Here is an 18860-nt window from a genome sequence, read left to right as displayed (position 1 = left end):
TCTGGCGCTCGTGGACGGACACGCGTCGAGGCGGAACGAGGGCCCGCAGGTCGTGGCCTGCCCGGACGGACCGTTCCTCGTCCGCGGCGACGTCGACATCGTGCTGCCCGACGGCACGCCGGTCCCCCGCACCCGCAAGACCGTGGCCCTGTGCCGCTGCGGCCTGTCGACGATCAAGCCGTTCTGCGACGGCACCCACCGCGCGAGCGGCTTCCGCACCGGCTAGGCGTCCGCCTCCCTGACCGAATCAAGGAGATCCGGCCGCCGAGGGCCCCGGATCGGCATGGTCGAGTCTCGAGTGTCCCGCTTCTCCTTGATTCGGTCAGTGGGGGCCGGGCACCCGGATCGGCGGAACGTTGAAGGCCTCGAGGATCAGGTCGCCCTCGCTCGCCGCGTCCACGCGAAATTGGCGCGTCTCCCCCGGCAGGAGCGGGCGCGGATCCCCGGTCGAGCGGAGCAGCGGCCCGGCCGCCGCGAGGGGCCTCGCATCACTGAGCCGCAGGCCGACCACCGCGGGGCCGGCGGCGTGCGCCACCGTGAGAGTGCCGCCCGTCCGGGAGAGCTCGAGCGTCGCCGGTGCCAGGTCGAGCAGCGCGGAGAAGTCCGCGGCTCCTGTCGCGACCAGTCGCTCGACGTCGATCCGCTCCCCGTCGGCGCCCACCCATTCCGCCTCCCAGAGGAACAGTCCGGGAGGGGCAGGGAGCTCCAGCCCGCCCACCGGGTGCGGGTCGTCCGCGCTCCCGACCGTCCAGGTGGTCTCGGCGAGCAGCGCACCCGCGAAGTCGACGGCACGCAGGGCGACGCGTCCGGGGCCCCGGCCCGTCTCCCACCACACCCAGGCCTCCGCCGAGGCGACCCCGCCGCCCCAGGCCACGGCGTCGGTCCGGATCGTGACGCGATCCCCTCGGAACGCCCGCGCGACCGCGTCGAAGGCCGGCTTCGGCTCGCCCAGCCAGTCGACCACGGCGGTGCACCAGGCGTTGGGAAACGACTCGTTCAGCTGCCACGGCAGCACCATCGAGCACCGAGGCGCCCGCCGGCGGTCGGCCTCGACCGCATACGCGAGCCCGGTCGCCTGCAGCCACTGGCTCGCACGCCGCATCCCGTCGACATCGGAGAGGCGCCCGCCGAACGCCCGCTGCACGAGGTCCGCGTTGTTCCACCAGTCGCCCAGGTGCCGGTAGACCGCGCTGGTCCGGTCGGCGGGCCACTGGTCGGCGGCCGGGACGAGGCGGTCGAGGGCCCGCCGGTTCGTCATCCCCTCCACGCCGAACTCGGTGTGCGCCAGTGAGTTCCCGGCGTTGTAGAGCCGGTAGTGGTCGACGAGCCCCTGGTGCTCCCACGGGCCGTGCACGTCGTGCTGGTCGTCGGGCGCGGACTCGATCACGTCGAGGCGGTTGTGGAACGCCGGTCCTGTCGGCGACGTCGCCACCCAGTGCCGGCCAGGGTCGAGCCGCTCCACGACCTCGCGCAGGGCGGCCAACGCGGGCGAGCGGTCCTCGTCGAGCGGGACCCCACCCTCGTCGAGCTCGTTGCCCCCGCCCCACATCAGCAGCGACGGGTGGTGCGTCCGCGTGGGCACGATCGCCTCCGCCTCGCGCCGCAGGTAGTCGACGAAGGCATCGTCCGCGGCGGGGGCGCTCTGCGCGCCGGAGCTCGACTGGGAGAACTCCTGCCAGACGAGCAGCCCCGCCTCGTCGCAGAGCCGGTAGAACTCCTCGGTCTCGATCAGCCCGCCGCCCCACACCCGAAGCAGCCGCGCGCCCGACTCGGCCGCGAGCGACAGGAGGTGGGCCAGCCGCGTCCGCCCCGCGGCGTACTGCGCGTCGGCCGGCACCCAGTTCCAGCCCACCAGGGGCACCCGGACGCCGTTGACCACCGCGGTGTACGGCAGCGCGCCCTTCGGTGCCCCCGGGTTCTGCTCGAACGCCGCGGACCGGAAGCCGACGCGGAAGAAGCGCTCGTCGTCCGGCGTGGAGACCCGCACGACGTAGAGGCGCTGTGCGCCGAGGCCCGCCGGCCACCAGAGCTCGGGCGATGCGACGTGCACCTCGGCGCTCCCGCGGGCCACGACGTCCCCGTCGAGGAGCACCTCGGTCGACACGTCGCGGTCCGTCGACACGATGACGGCACCGTCCTTGCCCCGGAGCTCCGTGCGGACGCTCACCTCGCTGAGCAGGTCCCGGCCGACGCGGAGGCGGATCCCCTGCCAGATCCCCTGGTTCGGGAACGGCGGGCAGAAGTCCCAGCCGTAGTTCATGCGCGGCGCGTGCACCCGCACGCGCTCGGTGCGGCCGACCTGCGGCTCGCTCTCCGGCACGGGGGCCACGACCAGCGCGAGGGTGTGCAAACCCGCGGCCGCCGGAACCGGGACGCGGGCCGACCGGAACAGGCCACGGACCTCGCCGAGCGGCGCGCCGTCCCAGAAGACGCGCGCACCCGGGTCCACCCCGTCGAGCTCCAGCACGGCGCTCGAACCGGCCGCCGGTTCGGGCAGCTCCACCGCCCGGCGGTAGACCCACGAGCGGGTCGCCGTCCACTCGGCGAAGCGGCTGTTGCGCGCGACCCGGGGATCCGGCAGCTCCCCCGCCGCGAGCAGATCCGTGATCGCCGATCCGGGCACGGTCGCGGGCAGCCAGCCGGGCGCCCCCTGCGCGGCCCCCACCGCCGCGCCGACGCTGTTGCCCGCCGAGATGGCGGAGCGGATGTACCACTCCCACGTGTCGCCGAGCGCGTCCCGGACCTCCCAGCCCTTTCCCCCGAGGTCGAGGACGAGCGGCGGGCGGGGCAGCGGAGGCACGGCTGAGAACGTACCCACACCCCCGAGGCGGGTCAACGCGACGGGGGCTCGCCGCGCGCTAGCCTGACCCGGGAGGTGCGCATGGATTCGCGTCAACGATGGGTCCTCGTCGCCACGGTCCTCGCGAGCTTCGTCGCGTTCCTCGACGGGTCGATCATCAACGTGGCGCTTCCCGCCATCGTCCGGGAGCTCGGCGGCGGAGTGGTGACGACCCAGTGGGTCATCGACGGCTACCTCCTGACGCTCGGCTCGCTGATCCTGCTGGCCGGGTCGATCTCCGACACGTTCGGCCGCGTCCGGGTGCTCGTCGCCGGGCTGATCGGGTTCGGCGTCGCCTCGCTGGCCTGCGCGCTGGCCCCGACCGCGGAGATCCTCATCGCGGCGCGCCTGGTGCAGGGTCTCACCGGCGCCCTGCTCGTGCCCAGCTCGCTCGCGATCCTCATGGGGGCGTTCTCCGGTCCCGCGCAGTCGACGGCGATCGGCCGCTGGACGGCCTGGACGGGCACCGCGTTCGTCGCCGGCCCGGTGCTCGGCGGTGCGATCGTCGACCTCATCGGGTGGCGTTGGGTGTTCGCGATCAACGTGCTCCCCATCGCCGCCACGCTGATCGCGGCACGCCGCCTCGAGGACCCGCGACCGCCCGGGGACCGGCCCCGGCTGGACGCGGTCGGCGCGGTGCTCGGCGCGCTGGGCCTCGCCGGCCCCGTGTTCGCCCTGATCGAGCAGGGCCGGCTGGGCTGGAGCTCCCCGCCGTCTACCTGCCCCTCGTCCTCGGCATCGTCGCGTTCGCCGCCTATCTGCTCTGGGAGCGGCGTGCCCCTGACCCGATGCTGCCCCTCAGCCTCTTCACGATCCGCAACTTCGGCTGGGGCAACATCGCGACCACGTTCTTCTATGCGGCGCTCGCGCTGGGGCCCCTCGTGGTGACGCTGTTCCTGCAGCAGGTCGCCGGCTACCCCGCGACCCTCGCCGGGCTCGCCACTCTGCCGCCCGCGCTGTTCTCGATCTTCCTCGGCGGCACCTCCGGGTCCCTGGCGGGCCGCTTCGGCTCGCGCCTGTTCATGACGGTCGGGCCGCTCCTCGCGGCGGCGGGCTTCGCGTGGATGCTCCTCGTCCGCGACCCGGTGGACTTCTGGACTCAGCTGCTCCCGGGCCTCCTGCTGTTCGGCCTGGGACTCGTCGCGACCGTCCCCGCCCTCACCTCCGCGGTGCTCGGGTCCATCCCGCCGTCGCGGAACGGCATCGCGTCCGCGGTCAACAACGCGGTCGCGCGCATCTCGGGACTCGTCGCGGTCGCCTTCCTCGGCGTGATCGTCGGCCCCCGTCTCGGCGTCGAGGGCCTGCACCGCGCCCTGCTGGTGACCCTGGTGCTCATGCTGCTCGCCGCGGCGGCATCCTTCGCGGGCATTAGACGCCCTGAGAGCTCTCCGCAAGCGCCCTGATCGCTCGCCGTGGCCGGACTAGCGTGGAGCGCGGAGGTTCCACCATGACGACCAGCTTCTGGGGCACCGGTCCCGACAACGGCCTCGAGTCGACCGACCGCCCGCTCGGCGAGCTCGAGGTGGTGCACACCTTCGACGACGGCCCCATGCCGACCGGCGTGAGCGTGTCCGATTCCGGCCGCATCTTCGTGAACTATCCGAAGTGGGGCGACGACGTCTCCGCGACCGTGGTCGAGCTCGTCGCGGGCGTGCCGAAGCCGTACCCGTCGGTCGAGTGGAACACGCCCTCCTCCGACGCCGATCCCGAGGCGCTCGTCTCGGTGCAGAGCATCGTGGTCGATCCCGCGGACCGGCTCTGGATCCTCGACACCGGCAGTCCGCTCTTCCAGCCCACGCAGCCCGGCGGCCCGAAGCTCGTCTGCGTCGACCTCGAGACCGACGAGGTCGCCCAGGTGATCACGTTCGACCCGCACGTCGCCCTGCCGAGCACCTATCTCAACGACGTCCGCTTCGACCTCACCCGCAACGAGGCAGGGGTCGCCTACATCACCGACTCGTCCGACCAAGGCCCCAACGCGATCATCGTCGTCGACCTCGCGACGGGTGACGCGTGGCGCCGGCTGCACGAGCATCCCTCGACGAAGGCGCTGACCGTCGCCGAGATGGTGCCCGTCGCGGAAGGCCGCGTCTTCGCGGAGCGGACCCCGGAGGGCGAGAGCACCCAGGTCGCCATGGGCGCCGACGGCATCGCCATCTCGGCCGACGGGGCGCGACTCTGGTACTGCCCGCTCGTCTCCCGGCACTGGTACTCCGTCAGCACCGACGCGCTCGTCGACCGCAGCCTCTCGGACGAGGAGGTGGCCGCCACGGTCGTCGACGAGGGCGACAAGGGCACCGGCAGCGACGGACTCGAGACGGACGCCGACGGCAACCTCTACGCCACGGCGTACGAGCACAACGCCGTCCTCCGGCGCCTGCCCACGGGCGAGCTGCAGACGCTCGTCCACGACCCCCGCCTGCTGTGGCCCGACACGATGTCGGTCGCGGGGGCTACCTGTACGTGACGGCGAACCAGCTGCACCGTCAGGACAAGTACCAGGGCGGTGCGGACCTCCGCACCTATCCCTATTTCCTCTTCCGCGTCGCCATCGGCGCGGGACCGGTGCGCCTGCGCTGAGCCGGCCACCCCGATCCACTGGAGGTGCTCATGGAACGAGACAACGCCGACGAGAACAAGCCGTCCCAGGCCGAAGGCGAGGACCTGGACGCGCAGAACGAGCACGAGGTGCTCGAGGCCGAAGGAAGCCGTCGCAGGCCGAGGGCTGAGCCCGCGACACGACGACGACGACGAGAAGGGGACGCGATGACGCAGAGCTTCGCCCAGTGGCTGGGCGATCAGACCGACCGGGACGATGAGATCGCGGCGTTCGCGAAGCGGACGCTGGAGCGGGGCGACCTGCCGGAGCACGGCGACAAGGCCATCTTCGACGGGTATTTCGAGACGACCCGGGACCAGGAGGCCTACGAGCGCGCCTGGCAGGAGTTCGAGGCGGTCCCGAACCCCGGCGGCGCTCGCTGAGGCTGCCTGCCCGGCGAGCCGGCTGAACGAGGACGGGGCGCACATCCGGCTGGACGCGCGCCCCGTCCGCTCGCCGGCTGGCGGAGGATCCGATCAGGAGAGAACGAGCTCCCGCGACCACTCCCGCACGACGGCCTCGGCGTCCTCCGCGGACCAGCGCTCGTCCTCGAACGGAACCAGACGCACGCGCGTCTCGGTGACGGTCGCCGGCTGGGCGTGCCCTCCGCGGAGGGCCCAGAACAGGTCGGCGTCCCCGATCGGGTCCACCTGCACGAAACGGCCGTTCGGGGTGACGACCTCGTAGCCCACCACCTCCGCGTCGCTCAGGCTCTCGGCGGAGGCGCCCCGCGTGCCGGGCGCGGGTCGCAGGCCGTAGCGTCGTGCCTCCCGGACCAGCTCCGCCCACCCGGCGCCGGCAGGGACGCGGGCCGTTGACGACTCGGGGTCCACCTCCACGCGCCGGAGCAGCGTGGTGAGGATGAGGACGCCCCCGCGCCGGGCCGGCGTGCGACCCGCGGGCAGCACCGACACGGGCAGTCCCTGGCGGCCCGCCACACTCATGGCGAAGGCGACGTCCTCCGCGGTGGCGGCCGCGACGATGACGAGCGGCCGGCGGCCGCGAGGCAGGCCGGAGACCAGGTCGGCGAAGCGCTGGTCGGGGGCGGAGAACACGAGCCCGCTCACGGCGGAGTCGAGCTCGGCGAGCAGGAGCGGGGATGCTGAGCGCATGGCGAGCCTTTCGACGTTGGAGTGATGCCATGCTGGCGGGCCGCGACCGGGCCCCGGGAAGGACCTGAGGCCGTGCAACTCGTCTGCAACCCCCGCGCGTCCCGCGTTGCAGGCGGCTCAGGCAGGAGCGGACAGCCGGGCGAGCACGCGCTCGAGCGGTCCACGGCCGAGAAGCGGCCGCCACACCGCCGCGACCAGCAGGCTGCCGACCACGAGTCCGGCGAGCAGCACCCACTCCTCCGTGTCGGTGGCACCCGTGGGATGCGCCGCCCGGAACAGCGCAAGGACGAGGATCTGCGCGGTGTAGATCGAGAGGGGCATGGCGCCCACATCGCGGAGCGGACGGAGCACTCCCGCGCGGGGCGGCGTGATCAGGCTCAGCACGCCGACGATCGCGACCGCCAGCCCGCCGGCGCCGAGGGCCTCGGCCAGGGTGTTCGAATGCGCCGACGCGTCGAGGCCGAGAACCGCGGCGCCGCCGTAGCCGAGCAGTGCGGAGACCGCTCCCGCGATCGCCAGCACCGCCTGCGTGCTCCTGCGGCGCAGGTCGGACCGGGCGATCAGGAGCCCGGTGAGCACGTAGGCGAGCCACACCAGGCCCGGGTAGTAGCCGGTCACGAACCACTCGGTGGGCAGCCACAGCAGCAGGTCCCCGCCGATCAGCTGCCGGGGATCGTCCGGAGCGACCGCCAGCACGGCCGTGGCCGCGGTGACGAAGGCGAGCGCGAGAGCTCCGAGCACCCATCGGGGCGCGAAGAGCACCGGCAGAAGCACCAGGAAGAACGCGCCGTAGTAGTCGAGGATGATCGCGATGCCGCTGCCCAGCGTCCAGAGCACGAGCCCGAGCAGCACGAGGAAGACGGCGCGCAGGGCGACCCGCTGCACCGCCTGCGCCCTGCTCCCGCGGCCGGGCGGTGTCGGTCCTCCGGTGAGCAGACCGAGCGAGATGCCGGCGATCGTGGCGAAGAGCACCGACGATCGACCGTCCGCGAGGTTCTCGGAGCGCCCGTCCGGGAGGACGTGCGCGACGAACATCCCGAGCACGGCGAGGCCGCGGGCCACGTCGAGACCCGCGATGCGGGAGTCCGGAAGCCCCGGAGGGCTCAGCCGCATCGGCCGGCGACCGCCACGAGGGCGGTCCGATCCGGCTCGTCGATGCCGAGCCCGTACTCCGCGAGGACCGCGGTGAACCGCTCGGCATAGGTGCAGCGGTACGTCTCGTCGGGCGGCAGCCAGTCGGCCGGTCCGGAGTCGGACTTGGAGGAGTTGGTCGCACCGTCGACGGCGAGGAGATTGGCTGGGTCGTTGGCGAACAGGAGACGCTGATCGTCGGTCCACGCCGCCGCCCCGTGCTGCCACGCCCAGCTGAGCGGGACCACGTGGTCGATCTGGACGAGCTCGGACGTGTCGTTCCCCCGCACGAAATGCACCTGCGCGCCCGTGTACGGGTCGTCGAGCTCCCCGCTCAGGACCACGCAGTCGTGGGTGCCCGGCTTGAAGGTCGTCGCCGTGAGGTCCCGAGCCAGGACGTCGTTGCGGGCGTCGCAGCCGTTTCGGTCAGGGTCTTTCCAGCCCTTGCCGAACCGGTCCCGCGCGTAGCCGGGAACGTCGCCGGCCTCCGACTCGGGCAGGGCCGCGATGGCGGTGAGGAGATCGGTGTCGGCGGGGGCGGCAGCGGAGGCGGAGGCAGTGGGGAACGGCGACCAGGGAGCGGCGTCGGTCGGGGTGGGCGATCCGCCGAGCGCCCAGACTCCCGCGAGCACGATCGCCGCGAGGACGAGCAGCACGGCCGGCGCCACCACGACGCGGGTGCGAGTGCGACGGGACACGACGCCAGGCTAGGCGGCAGGCGGGGCCGAACCGGGGCACCGGGCGGCGCGTCCCGAGGAGGGAATCAACGCCACTCCGGCCGGGCCGCTCCCCAGAGCGCGCCGACCTCGTCCCAGTCCCCCGGATGCGGAAGCGCGGGCAGTGCGTAGGTGAGCCGTCCGCTCGGCGACTCCCGTACCCGCAGGGTCGGCTGCCACGCTCGCGGCTCCGCGATCGGTCGCGGGGCCGCGAGCAGCTCGGCGGCGATGCGCGCGAGCGAGGTCTCCGCGAGCCACGAGCCCCCTCCTCTGAACGGCGGCGCAGCAGTGCCAGGACCGCGGCGGCGAGGAGGTATCCCGCCGTGTGGTCGAGGGCCTGCGCGGGAAGCGCACCCGGCCTCCCCGTCGCGGCGTCCGCGGACACGGCGGCGATGCCTGTCGCGGCCTGCACGATGCTGTCGAAGCCGCGCCGCTCGGCCCACGGCCCCCGGGTCCCCCAGGCGCTCAGGCGGGCGACGATCACGCCCGGCCTCCGCGCCGCCAGCCGCTCGGGGTCGAGGCCGAGCGCGCTCAGGGAACCGGGTCGGTAGCCGGTCACGACGACGTCCGCGTCCTCGAGCAGCCGATCGAAGACGGCGCGTGCGTCGGGCTGCGCGAGGTCGAGCAGCGTCGACCGCTTGCCCATGCCGGTGTCGAGCCACTGCACGGCGGGCTCCGGCAGCGCCGGCGGGTCGATGCGGAGGACATCGGCGCCGAGGAGCGCGAGGGTCCGGGTCGCGATCGGCCCGGCGAGCACCCGGGTGAGGTCCAGGACGCGGCAGCCGGCGAGAGGCAGTCCGGGCCGCCCCGCAGGGTGAGGGCGGGGCGGGGCCTCGTCGATCCTCCGCACGGTCACGAGCGGGGACTCCGCGGCCGCCGTGCCCTGCGGCGACGCCGCCCAGTCCTCGGCGCTGCGGACCGCGGCCGCGATCCCGCCCCGGGCGACGATGCGCTCCTCCGCGCTCCTCGACGAGAGCCCGGCAAGCGCAGCGGCCAGGTCGTCCTTGCCGGCGCCGTCCCCGAGGCCCAGCGCGGACAGGAGGCGGTCCCGATGGTGCGCGTAGTTCGCGTGCGTGCGCAGCCAGCCGTCGTTCGTCGCCCAGAAGCCTGAGAGCGGAGCCCAGATGTCGGGGACGATCCCGTCCAGGCGATGGTGCCGCTCGCTCGTGTAGGCCGTCGCGATGCGGGCCGGGTCCAGCCGGATCGGCTGCTCGCCCTCTCCCGCCAGCAGCGCGGCTTCGAGGGCGACGGCGGCCACCGCGTCGTGGGCGAGCAGCCCCGCCGGCAGCGGGGAGGGCAGGAGCGGCAGCACCTCGGAACCGTCGGAGAGTACCGACCGAAGCGGTGCGTCGTCCCGCTCCAGGGAGGCCCAGATGCGAGGAAGGAACCCGGTCACCGGCTCATTCTGCCGCGCTAGGCCGGGGAGGGCTGCTCCCGCTCGTCCCACTCGGCCACGGTCGTGTTGTCCGCCGCGTAGCTGCAGGACGCCTGCACGAACTCGCCCGTCAGGGCCCGCGGAAGCCAGAGGCGTGCGTCGTCCCACATCTCGCCGAGCGGCAGGCGGCCGACCGGGAACCACGCAGGCTCCAGCTCCCGGCTCGGAACCGGCTCCCCGCGCCAGTCCCGCGCGAGGAACGCCGTCGACGTCTGGCTCCACTCGGGCCGGTGCGGGAAGGTGTAGACGAGGCGGGCGACCGGGGTCAGGGCCGCGACCGCGACCGATACGCCGACCTCCTCCAGCACCTCGCGGGCTGCCGCCTCGGCGGCCGTCTCCTCACCCTCGAGCTTGCCGCCAGGGCCGACGACCCGGCCGGAGCCGATGCCGGTCAGCTTGCGGCCGAGCAGCACCTCATCCCCGTCGGTGCCGGGGCGCAGCAGATAGGTGACGGCGACTTCGAACACCGGTGCGGCCCGCGTCAGAGCGTGGAGGCGCTCGGGTCCCAGTCGGCCGGAAGTGCGGCGGGGCGCTCCACCGTGCTCTCGACGGCGACCGGGCGGCCCTCCTCGATGGACTGCGAGATCGACACCATGATGTCGAGCACGTGGTAGGCCAGTGCACCCGAGGCGCGCTCGGTCACGCCGGCACGGAGTGCCCGGGCGAGTTCCAGGACGCCGACGCCCCGCTGGAAGCCGAACTCGGTCGGCACCTCCCGCGTCTCGCCGCCCGTGCGGACCTCGACGGTGCCGCCGAACATGTTCGGATCCGGTGAGACCACCAGTCCCTCCGAGCCGGCGATCTCGACGAAGCCGACGCGCTCGAGGTGGGACTGGAAGCTGAAGACGCTCTGGGCGCTCGCGCCGCTCTCGAACTCGAGCAGCGCGCTGACGTGGCTCGGGATCTCGACGGTCAGGGTCTCCCCGCGCGCGGGCCCGATCCGATGGTGCGCGTCTCGTGCGAGGTCGAGCCCAGGCCGTACACCGACTTGACCGGGCCGAAGACCTGGATCAGCGTCGTGAGGTAGTAGGGGCCCATGTCGAACAGGGGGCCGCCGCCACGCGCGTAGAAGAAGTCGGGGCTCGGGTGCCACCGCTCGGGCCCGCCGGTCTGGAACAGGGTGAGGCCGGTGAGCGGGCGGCCGATCTCCCCGTCGTCCACCGCCCGGCGCACGGTCTGCAGGCCGGGTCCGAGGAAGGTGTCGGGCGCGCACGAGACGCGCAGGCCCCGCCGCTGCGCCTCGTCGAGCAGCGCGCGGCCGCTCTCCCGGTCGAGGGCGAGCGGCTTCTCGCTCCACACGTTCTTGCCGGCCGCGAGGACGCGCATGCCCACCTCCGCGTGCGCGGCGGGGATGGTCAGGTTGACGACGATCTCGATGTCCTCGACCGCGAGCAGCTCGTCGACGGAGCCCGAGCCCTCCACCCCGTACTTCTCGGCCTGCGCGGCGGCGCGAGCCTCGTCGATGTCCGCGACGAACAGCACCCGCACGTCGGGCAGCCGCGTCAGCGTGCCGAGGTACTGGTCGCTGATGTTTCCCGCGCCGATGAGGCCGACGCCGACCGGTCCTGAACCGCTCACAGTGCTTCTCCCTTGTTCACGAGGTAGTCGACGCTCGCCCGGAGTCCGTCGAACACGTCGCCGGCATAGTCGTCGAACTCGACGACGCGCAGCGCGTCCGGCGCTGCGGCGAGGATGGCCGGCACGTCGAGCGTGCCCTGGCCCGCGGGCTGCTGCTGGGTGGTATCGCGGGTCGCCGGCCCGTCCTTGATGTGCAGAGCGCGGACCCGCCCGCCCAGGCGGCCGAGGAGCGCGACCGGGTCGACGCCGCCCACCGCGGTCCAGTAGGTGTCGAGCTCGAGCACGACCGCCGGGTCCAGCCGGTCGGCGAACACCTCGAGCGCCGTCGCCCCGCCGAAGTCCGCGAACTCGAACCAGTGGTTGTGGTAGCCGACCTTCAGCCCCGCGTCCGCGGCAGGGCCCGCAAGGGCGCTGAGGGCGTCGGCGAGGGCCTCGACGTCCGCGCGCTCGTTCCAGCGCTCAGGATCGACGAAGGGCAGGATCACCGTGCCGACACCGATCCGGCGAGCGGCGGCGAAGACGCTCGACGAGTCCTCGCCGAGCAGGTCGGCGTGGGCCGTGGGCGCCGTCAGCCCGAGCTGCGGCAGGAGCGACGCGTACTCCTCGGCGCGCCCGGTGAACCCGAACAGCTCGACCTGGCGGAACCCGATGTCCGCGATGCGCTCGAGGGCGGAGCGGAGGTCGGTGCCGAGCGCCTCCCGCACCGAATAGAGCTGGACGGACAGGGCCTCTGACGACATGGTCTTCCTCGCGATCGAGCTGATGGGAGCGCGTCCTCCACCCTACGGGAGCCCCCGTCCCGCCTGCAATCCGGCGGGGGCCGCCCGGACCGCCGCCGGTCGTGACGTATCGTCGTCGGGACGGAAGGGGGCCCCGTTGGATCCGATCGACACTCTCGACACCCTGCGCGCCGAGGCGCGCAACGAGCTCGACGCCGAGATCGAGCGCCGCTGCCGGGACGGGGAGGACCCCTGGCAGTTCATCCACGAGCTGCCGAGCGTCGACGAGCGCGTGGTCCGCATCCTGCGCTTCGACGCCATCGAGACCCAGGGGCTGCATCAGGAGCGCGCGCAGGCGTACCACCCCACGGCTCGGCCGGGGCAGGCCGAGAGGTTCGAGTTCGGGCTGCTCCGCACGATCGCGCTCGAGCACCCGGAGCTGACCCGCACGGTGTGGAGCATGCTCGGCCGCCTGGGCCCCTCCTTCGCCTGAGGCGCCGACTCCGGCACGCGGAGCCGGAGTCTCACGCGCACCGGCCCGCCGTCAAGGGCCCACGGGCGAGCCGGTCGCCTCTGCCTATCCTGACCGAGTGGCAGACACGGCGACTCTCGCGGACACGGCGGACACCATCGAGAGCGCGGCGGCGCGCTTCGGCTGGGAAGAGCTCCGGCCGGGTCTGCGGGATGCGATCGAGGCCGTGCTCGCGGGCACCGACGTCCTCGCCGTGCTTCCCACCGGCTACGGCAAGTCGGCGGTCTACAAGATCGCCGGCGCGCTGATTCCCGGGCCCACGATCGTCGTCTCCCCGCTCATCGCCCTGCAGGCCGACCAGGTCGCCGGCATCCAGGCCCAGCCGGAGGCGCCGCGCGCCATCGCCATCAACTCGAGCCAGAGCGACAGTGCGAACCAGAGCGCGTGGGAGGAGCTCGAGTCCGGATCCGCGGAGTACGTGTTCCTCGCTCCCGAGCAGTTCGCGAACGACGAGGTCGTCGAGCGGCTCTCCCGGCTGCCCGTCTCGCTGTTCGTCGTGGACGAGGCACACTGCGTCTCGGCGTGGGGCCACGACTTCCGCCCCGACTACCTCCGCCTCGGCGCGGCCATCGAGGCGCTCGGCCGGCCCACCGTGCTGGCGCTCACCGCGACCGGCTCGGCGCCCGTGCGCGAGGAGATCCTCGACCGCCTCAGCATGCGCGAGCCGCTGGTGCTGACGCGGGGATTCGACCGACCCAACATCCGCCTGGAGGTGGTGCGCCACCAGGAGGACCGCGCCAAGCGGGAGGCGGTCCTCGACCAGGTGATGGCGCAGCCGAAGCCGGGCCTCGTCTACGTCGCCACGCGCCGGGACACCGAGGAGTACGCGGAGGAGCTCGCCGCGCGCGGGCTCCGGGCGGCCGCATACCACGGCTCGCTCGGTGCGAAGGCGCGGCGGGAGCTGTCCGAGGGCTTCCGCGACGACGAGTACGACGTCGTGGTCGCGACGAGCGCCTTCGGGATGGGGATCGACAAGCCGAACATCCGATTCGTCGTGCATGCGGCGATCCCCGGGTCCGTCGACGACTACTACCAGGAGGTCGGCCGGTGCGGCCGGGACGGAGAGCCCGCCAGCGCCTTCCTGCACTACCGCGCGGAGGACCTGGGGCTGCGGAACTTCTTCGCCTCCGGCACTCCCGACCGGGGCAAGATCGCGAAGGTCTACGCGGCGGTGGCGGACGCTCCGCGGGCCGTGGACCTCAAGGAGCTCGCGAAGACGACGGGGCTGACCGGGCGCCGGGTCGCGGAGCTCGTCAATCTGCTCGTCGGGGCCGGCGCGGTGCGCGAGACGGCGAAGGGGTCCGGCCCGTCCGCAAGGTCGACGCCGAGGAGGCGGTGGAGCTGGCGCTCGAGCGCGCCGGTCAGCGCCAGCGCATTGACGAGTCCCGCGTGGCGATGGTGCGCCAGTACGCCGAGACGACCGCCTGCCGCCGGATCTTCCTGCTCGCCTACTTCGGCGAGCAGCGCGACGAGCCGTGCGGGAACTGCGACACGTGCACGTCCGGCAGCGCCTACGCGCATCAGGAGGCGGAGGCGCCCGTCGACGTCCCGTTCCCTGTCGAGGCCACGGTCCGCCACCGCGAGTGGGGCGAGGGCACCGTCATGAGCATCGAGGAGGACCGGATCACCGTCTTCTTCGAGTCCGAGGGCTACCGGGTGCTCTCGCTTCCCGTCGTCGAGGAGCACGAGCTGCTCGAGCTCGTCTCCTGAGCGCTGGTCGGGCGGACCGAACAGGACCGCAGGCGGGGGTGCGGCTGTCCGCACGACCTGCGCGGGGCCGGCATCGTAGCGGCGGAGGGCCGGTCGCTCCAGGTCCCCGGACCGGATGGCGGGTGCGCTCGGCCGGAGCGTAGCGTGTGGGAAACGACGTGAAGGAGCAGCGAATGAGCGACACGATCCCCGACGGCGGAGCCTACGACGACGAGGCCACCTCGGCCATGGAGAAGCAGACGGTCGTGAACGACGCGGTCGCCGGTGAGACGGTGCTCCCGGGGGTGGGCGACGGCAACGACGGCCCGACGGGCGGCTCCGAGCGCGAAGGCGAGCCGGACCTCCCCGAGAACGACCTCGAGGGCGAGGAGATCCTCGGCCTCGACGACGAGGGTCCCAGCGGACCCGTCACGACCTCGCACGTCTGATGGCCGAGCGACACACCCCGCCGCCGCCCGACCATGAGGACAAGCCGGTCGCGCATGACAGCGCCGCCCGCATCGGCGAGCGGCTGACGGGCAAGGCGGATCCGAAGGACCCGGACGGGCTGCTGACTCTCGACGACGTCGACAAGGTCAAGGGCACCGAGGACCGGGTGGCCGGCGACAGCACCGCAGGCGAGAGCGCCGCAGGCGCCGCTCCAGGCGGGGTCCCGACCGGACGCGTGGTCGGCGGAGACGCGCCGACGCTCGGCGGCGGACGCATCTAGCCGTGCCCCGGGCTCAGTCGGGCCCGGCGTCCCGCCCGGCGGGCACGACCCGGACCGGCAGCCCTCGAGCGCGCGCCCTGGCGACCATGTCGGCCGTGCCGCCCGCGCCCCTGCCGGGTTGCCCGTCCCAGACGGCGAGCAGCACATCGCAGCGGTCGAGCATCGCCTCCCCCGCGGCGACGTACTGGTCCTCGCGGTCCGGGACGGGCGGCAGCACGGCGACCGATCGCGCCGCCGCGCACAGCCGGTCGAATCCGGCTCGGGCGGGCGCATCGAGGGTTTCGGAGTACTCGGCGCTCGGGATCAGGACTTCCAGGCTCCCGCCCAGCTCGAGGACGACATCCGCGAAGAGCTGATCGGCACCCGCCGCGAGGGTGGACAAGCCGACCAGCGGACGCGGCTCATCGGCCAGTGCCGCGCGGATCGCCGAGCGTGCGGCGGCAGGATCACCGAGGTGGCGGTGCCCGGTCACCGCGACGACCGTCACCGCCCGAAGCCCAGCAGGCTCTGCCAGCGGGAGTGCTCGGCCGTCAGCGACCCCTCGACCGCGGCCACGAAGCCCGGCCACTCCTCCTCACTCAGGAGGGCGAGCCGGCGTCCGTACGCCCGGAGCGCCACCGCCTGCGCCCGGTAGGACGCGGCCAGCGTGGAGTGCTGCCGCAGCTGGGTCCAGGCGAGGAACGCGGCCGCGAGCGCGCTCATGACGCCCACGAACCCACCGAGGTCGATGGGGACCTGACCGGTCGCCTTGAGCACCGCGAGGGCGAGACCGGCCACCTCCGCGATGAGCATGAACGTGATCCACCGGCGGGAACGGCGCAGGTGGTGCACGGCCCGGGACGAGAACCAGCGCTCCTGGTCCTCGATCCGCTCCCCGAAGTAGCGGCGGCGGAGCGACTCGAACTCGAGGGCCCGCGCCCGGCGCATCTCCTCCGTGACCTCCGAGTAGTCGTCCCCGCGCGGAGCCTCGTCGACCAGCAGCACGTCGGCGCCCAGCGTGCCGAACTCCTCGATGAACCGCTTCTCCACCTCCTCCTCCGCTCGGGAGCGCTCGAAGTCGGTGGCGCCGAACGCGTACCGGTAGCACAGAGACTTCGCCGACTCGGCGGCACGTCGTGCCGCGTACCAGCCGCTCTCGTCGTTCCACTGCGCCATGACGACCCGGAGCACGAGGCTCACTCCGAAGAAGACGGCGGCCAGCACCCCGAGGACGAGCTGGGTCGTGCCCGGAATGGGCACCGCCGCCACGACGGCGGCCGCCACGACGAGCACCAGCTGCAGCAGGTGGATGCGGAAGAAGCGCCGCTGATGCCATGCGGCGGCGGCGTCCGCTTCGGCGCAGAACGGGGCCAGCTCCATCACGGGCTCACCGTATCGGCTGGGGCGGGCTGCACGGCAGCGCCCGAGCGGGACGCGATCCCCTCGCCGAGGTCGCCGTTCCGGGCGGCGGCCACGATCGAGGCCGCATACGTCCAGTCCCAGCGCCGCCGTGCGCCGTAGCCGTGCCAGCCGCGCTCCGCCGACCAGGTGAGCAGCTCGAGTCCGTCCGGGAAGGGTGGCTCCGTGAGCGGCTCGAACAGCGGGATCCGGCCGGCCCGCTCGAGGAACCCGCCCCACCGGCGCGCGAGCTCCTGCCGGGGCCAGGGCGCGAGCACCAGGAGCAGGCGCAGCTCCTCGCCCCGCATCGCCACGTGCTCGAGCTCCCACTCGAGCCCCGCTCGCACCTCGCCGGGTGTCGCCGACATCACCACGGCGCGTGCCCCGCCGACCCAGGCCCTGATCTGGTCCTGCCAGGACTCGTCGCTCAGCGAGATCTTCGCCGCACCGAGGTCCGGGATGCGCTGCCGGCGAGGCGAGATGGCGATCACGGGACCGTAGCGGCTGAGGTAGTGCACGAGCACCTCTTCGAACCGCGGACGCCCGAACGGCGTGAAGAGCTCCAGGAACCCCTGGCGCCCTGCCGATTCGCGGATCCGCAGCCGGTCCTCGTCGAAGCCGCGCAGGTAGACGAAATAGGGGCGGTCGTCCTTCGCCAGAACGGATTTCAGCGAACGCCGGCCGAGCCGCTGGCCCAGCCGGTCGAGCAGGTAGGCGGCGGTCATCGGCACGAGCAGCACCACGACGAACAGCAGGATCGCGGCGCCCGCGTGGTCGAGACGGTCGGCGAGCCAGTGCAGCTCGCCGAGGAGCAGCGCGAGCGGATCCGTGACCGCGAGTCCGCGGGCGATGTCGGCCTCGACGTCCACCCGGAGCCGCGCCTCGTCCTGCATGACCTGCAGCGCGGAGATGCCGTAGAGGACCAGGGCCAGAGCGGCGACCACGACGGCGAGGGTCCGGAGCGCCGCTCCCGCGATCCCCAGCGGGGTGGGCCTCATGCGGGCTCGGCCGAGGTCGATGAGCGCGTGGCGCCGCCACACGAGACGGAGGAGGACGTCGTACAGCGGGATGAGGACGAAGAACCCGAGGAACCCCGGGATGGCTACCCACAGCTCGGTGCTCGGGCCGATCGCGACCATGATGAGGTACCAGCTGACGACGGCGGCGACCGTCACGAGGAGCCGGCGCACCACCCGGCCGATGCGGACCGGGCGGACGATCCGGTCCACGGCCGTGAATGGGCGCTCCGCGGGTGCGACCGAGTAGCCGCGCGACCGCCACCAATGGACGATCCGGAACGGTGCGACGAGGAGCACGAACAGGAGGATCGGCCCGCCGAGGAGCAGCCATCCTCCGCGCGCCAGCAGCACGATGCCGGACATATCCTCCTGGACGATGCCCGGAAGGCTGCGTGAGAGGGCGACGGCGTCGGACGCCGACTCGGAGTCGCACTCCTCCTGCGCGGTGGGGCAGGACAGGTAGAGGCTGACGAAGGTGGTGCCCTGCACCCAGGACCGGTGGAACGCCGGTCGCCCGGTCATCGCGTCCGTGCCGGCGACGGTCTTGTCGTGACCGGCGCCGAAGACGGTCTCGAGCGCCAGCGGCGAGCTTCGACCCGGCCAGGAGCTCGCCTGGAAGGCGAAGGCATGCTCCACGGTGTCGCATCGGGTCCACCAGGCCTCGAGCTTCGCGCCTGCCGCACTCACCCAGTGCTCCAGGGTGCCCTCGGAGCACTCGCCGCGCACGAGCCCCGCGGGCGGCTCACTGCTCACAAGCGACCATCCCTCGCCACGGGGCTGCCACTGTCCGAAGAGGTCCCCCGGTGCGCGGGCTCCTCCGGAGGGGAAGGCGGAGGGCGGATCCGGCGGCAGCGCCGCGATCGAGCGCGCCCACTCGGCGGACTGCGCCCCGCAGCCGTCGCCCGCCGCGCAGCGCGCGATCACCATCAGGCCGAAGGCGCCCTGGATCCAGTACCGCACGGTTCCGCCACCGGGCGGCACGGCGATCACCTCGGTTCCCGGGTCGAAGGCCGGCGCCGCCGCTGCGTTCGGGACGAAGGCGTTGTTCCAGGCGAGCTCGCGCAGTGCTGCAGCGGCCTGCCCCGAGTCGGCGCAGAAGGCGGACAGGACGTCGATGGTGCCGTCCGCGATCGTCCAGAGCCGCTCGTGCCCTCCGGCGCAGCCGGAGACCTGGTCCGGTGTCAGGCTCTGATCGAGCGTCTGCTGCGCGTCGGGTACGGGCAGTGCCCACGCGGCGAGTTCCTCCGCAGTTGTTGCGGCGTGTGCGGCCGTGCCGCCGCCGGTGAGCAGGAGCGGGACGAGGAGCACGAGCAGCACGGTTCTCGCGGGCATCGGATTCCTGACCGGTCCTGGGAGCCGCATGCTACTCCCGCGCGGGCGGGGC

18 protein-coding genes and 2 pseudogenes are annotated in these 18860 nt (G+C 73.3%); 9 read left to right on the top strand and 11 right to left on the bottom strand.

The genetic code is table 11. From position 1 onward, the window contains the following. The first annotated feature begins 10 nt into the window (after positions 1–10). Positions 11–226 carry a CDGSH iron-sulfur domain-containing protein gene (locus QUE51_RS14475; protein WP_286277053.1) on the top strand — a complete coding sequence of 72 codons (216 nt, stop codon included), beginning with the start codon at positions 11–13 and terminating at the stop codon, positions 224–226. A gap of 96 nt (positions 227–322) precedes the next feature. Here the strand turns inward: QUE51_RS14475 and QUE51_RS14470 are convergent, their stop codons facing one another. Beyond that, entirely contained in the window at positions 323–2800 is a 2478-nt protein-coding gene (locus QUE51_RS14470) for a glycosyl hydrolase 2 galactose-binding domain-containing protein (RefSeq protein ID WP_286277051.1), read from the bottom strand. A gap of 81 nt (positions 2801–2881) precedes the next feature. Here QUE51_RS14470 and QUE51_RS18255 point away from each other — a divergent pair, with 81 nt between their 5' ends. The 4 genes from QUE51_RS18255 to QUE51_RS14455 all read left to right on the top strand — a co-directional run bounded on the left by QUE51_RS18255 (position 2882) and on the right by QUE51_RS14455 (position 5821). Further along, positions 2882–3727 carry an MFS transporter gene (locus QUE51_RS18255; protein WP_350226782.1) on the top strand — a complete coding sequence of 282 codons (846 nt, stop codon included), beginning with the start codon at positions 2882–2884 and terminating at the stop codon, positions 3725–3727. Beyond that, positions 3628–4242 carry an MFS transporter gene (locus tag QUE51_RS18250; RefSeq protein ID WP_350226670.1) on the top strand — a complete coding sequence of 205 codons (615 nt, stop codon included), beginning with the start codon at positions 3628–3630 and terminating at the stop codon, positions 4240–4242. Before QUE51_RS18255 ends, QUE51_RS18250 begins: the two co-directional genes overlap by 100 nt. Positions 4243–4286: 44 nt before the next feature. Beyond that, complete coding sequence (locus QUE51_RS14460; protein ID WP_286277049.1) at positions 4287–5306, top strand: L-dopachrome tautomerase-related protein; 1020 nt, start codon at positions 4287–4289, stop codon at positions 5304–5306. A 143-nt stretch (positions 5307–5449) separates the two neighbouring features. Further along, positions 5450–5821, top strand: coding sequence for a hypothetical protein (locus QUE51_RS14455; protein WP_286277048.1), 372 nt, complete (start codon positions 5450–5452; stop codon positions 5819–5821). 93 nt (positions 5822–5914) lie between these two features. Here the strand turns inward: QUE51_RS14455 and QUE51_RS14450 are convergent, their stop codons facing one another. From QUE51_RS14450 to QUE51_RS14420, 7 genes and pseudogenes are all read right to left on the bottom strand, one after another. Next, positions 5915–6550: an FAD-binding oxidoreductase gene (locus tag QUE51_RS14450; protein ID WP_286277047.1), complete on the bottom strand. Its 636-nt coding sequence runs from the start codon at positions 6548–6550 to the stop codon at positions 5915–5917. 117 nt (positions 6551–6667) lie between these two features. Further along, on the bottom strand, positions 6668–7663 hold the full coding sequence (locus tag QUE51_RS14445; protein WP_286277046.1) for an acyltransferase family protein: 996 nt from the start codon (positions 7661–7663) through the stop codon (positions 6668–6670). Continuing rightward, positions 7654–8181 (bottom strand): HNH endonuclease family protein, encoded by a 528-nt coding sequence (locus QUE51_RS14440; protein ID WP_286279417.1) that lies wholly within the window; start codon positions 8179–8181, stop codon positions 7654–7656. The genes QUE51_RS14445 and QUE51_RS14440 overlap by 10 nt, the downstream gene beginning before the upstream one ends. Continuing rightward, positions 8108–9793, bottom strand: a complete 1686-nt coding sequence (locus QUE51_RS14435; RefSeq protein WP_286277045.1) for a CoA transferase — start codon at positions 9791–9793, stop codon at positions 8108–8110. Before QUE51_RS14435 ends, QUE51_RS14440 begins: the two co-directional genes overlap by 74 nt. Before the next feature lie 17 nt (positions 9794–9810). Next, a complete protein-coding gene (locus tag QUE51_RS14430) occupies positions 9811–10299 on the bottom strand; it encodes an NUDIX domain-containing protein (RefSeq protein WP_286277044.1) in 489 nt (162 codons plus the stop codon). A gap of 14 nt (positions 10300–10313) precedes the next feature. Beyond that, positions 10314–11410, bottom strand: a pseudogene (locus QUE51_RS14425) (Gfo/Idh/MocA family protein). After that, on the bottom strand, positions 11407–12150 hold the full coding sequence (locus QUE51_RS14420) for a sugar phosphate isomerase/epimerase family protein (protein ID WP_286277043.1): 744 nt from the start codon (positions 12148–12150) through the stop codon (positions 11407–11409). Before QUE51_RS14420 ends, QUE51_RS14425 begins: the two are co-directional and overlap by 4 nt. Before the next feature lie 136 nt (positions 12151–12286). Here QUE51_RS14420 and QUE51_RS14415 point away from each other — a divergent pair, with 136 nt between their 5' ends. The 4 genes and pseudogenes from QUE51_RS14415 (at position 12287) to QUE51_RS14395 (ending at position 15080) form a co-directional block, all read left to right on the top strand. Continuing rightward, entirely contained in the window at positions 12287–12622 is a 336-nt protein-coding gene (locus QUE51_RS14415) for a hypothetical protein (protein WP_286277040.1), read from the top strand. 97 nt (positions 12623–12719) lie between these two features. Beyond that, a pseudogene (locus tag QUE51_RS18455) lies at positions 12720–14371 on the top strand (RecQ family ATP-dependent DNA helicase). Positions 14372–14544: 173 nt separating this feature from the next. Continuing rightward, a complete protein-coding gene (locus QUE51_RS14400) occupies positions 14545–14799 on the top strand; it encodes a hypothetical protein (RefSeq protein WP_286277039.1) in 255 nt (84 codons plus the stop codon). Further along, complete coding sequence (locus QUE51_RS14395; protein ID WP_286277037.1) at positions 14799–15080, top strand: hypothetical protein; 282 nt, start codon at positions 14799–14801, stop codon at positions 15078–15080. The genes QUE51_RS14400 and QUE51_RS14395 overlap by 1 nt, the downstream gene beginning before the upstream one ends. Before the next feature lie 13 nt (positions 15081–15093). Here the strand turns inward: QUE51_RS14395 and QUE51_RS14390 are convergent, their stop codons facing one another. From QUE51_RS14390 to QUE51_RS14380, 3 genes are read right to left on the bottom strand one after another with little or no spacing between them, the layout of a single operon-like run. Beyond that, a complete protein-coding gene (locus tag QUE51_RS14390; RefSeq protein ID WP_286277035.1) occupies positions 15094–15567 on the bottom strand; it encodes a hypothetical protein in 474 nt (157 codons plus the stop codon). Beyond that, positions 15564–16439, bottom strand: coding sequence for a DUF4231 domain-containing protein (locus QUE51_RS14385; RefSeq protein ID WP_286279413.1), 876 nt, complete (start codon positions 16437–16439; stop codon positions 15564–15566). The genes QUE51_RS14390 and QUE51_RS14385 overlap by 4 nt, the downstream gene beginning before the upstream one ends. After that, complete coding sequence (locus QUE51_RS14380; RefSeq protein ID WP_286277033.1) at positions 16439–18808, bottom strand: hypothetical protein; 2370 nt, start codon at positions 18806–18808, stop codon at positions 16439–16441. The genes QUE51_RS14385 and QUE51_RS14380 overlap by 1 nt, the downstream gene beginning before the upstream one ends. Positions 18809–18860 lie beyond the last annotated feature (52 nt).

Origin of the sequence: Naasia aerilata (genome assembly GCF_030296595.1) — a bacterium.
Lineage (GTDB): Bacteria > Actinomycetota > Actinomycetes > Actinomycetales > Microbacteriaceae > Naasia > Naasia aerilata.
Note: the sequence above shows the minus strand (reverse complement) of the source record. Positions and strands in the feature narration are given on the sequence as shown.

Bases quoted from the DNA above. Each gene is read 5' to 3' on its own strand.
- QUE51_RS18255 (WP_350226782.1), top strand. From the start codon at position 2,882: ATGGATTCGCGTCAACGATGGGTCCTCGTCGCCACGGTCCTCGCGAGC.
- QUE51_RS18250 (WP_350226670.1), top strand. From the start codon at position 3,628: ATGCTGCCCCTCAGCCTCTTCACGATCCGCAACTTCGGCTGGGGCAAC.
- QUE51_RS14460 (WP_286277049.1), top strand. From the start codon at position 4,287: ATGACGACCAGCTTCTGGGGCACCGGTCCCGACAACGGCCTCGAGTCG.
- QUE51_RS14455 (WP_286277048.1), top strand. From the start codon at position 5,450: ATGGAACGAGACAACGCCGACGAGAACAAGCCGTCCCAGGCCGAAGGC.
- QUE51_RS14450 (WP_286277047.1), bottom strand. From the start codon at position 6,550: ATGCGCTCAGCATCCCCGCTCCTGCTCGCCGAGCTCGACTCCGCCGTG.
- QUE51_RS14445 (WP_286277046.1), bottom strand. From the start codon at position 7,663: ATGCGGCTGAGCCCTCCGGGGCTTCCGGACTCCCGCATCGCGGGTCTC.
- QUE51_RS14420 (WP_286277043.1), bottom strand. From the start codon at position 12,150: ATGTCGTCAGAGGCCCTGTCCGTCCAGCTCTATTCGGTGCGGGAGGCG.
- QUE51_RS14400 (WP_286277039.1), top strand. From the start codon at position 14,545: ATGAGCGACACGATCCCCGACGGCGGAGCCTACGACGACGAGGCCACC.
- QUE51_RS14395 (WP_286277037.1), top strand. From the start codon at position 14,799: ATGGCCGAGCGACACACCCCGCCGCCGCCCGACCATGAGGACAAGCCG.
- QUE51_RS14385 (WP_286279413.1), bottom strand. From the start codon at position 16,439: ATGGAGCTGGCCCCGTTCTGCGCCGAAGCGGACGCCGCCGCCGCATGG.
- QUE51_RS14380 (WP_286277033.1), bottom strand. From the start codon at position 18,808: ATGCCCGCGAGAACCGTGCTGCTCGTGCTCCTCGTCCCGCTCCTGCTC.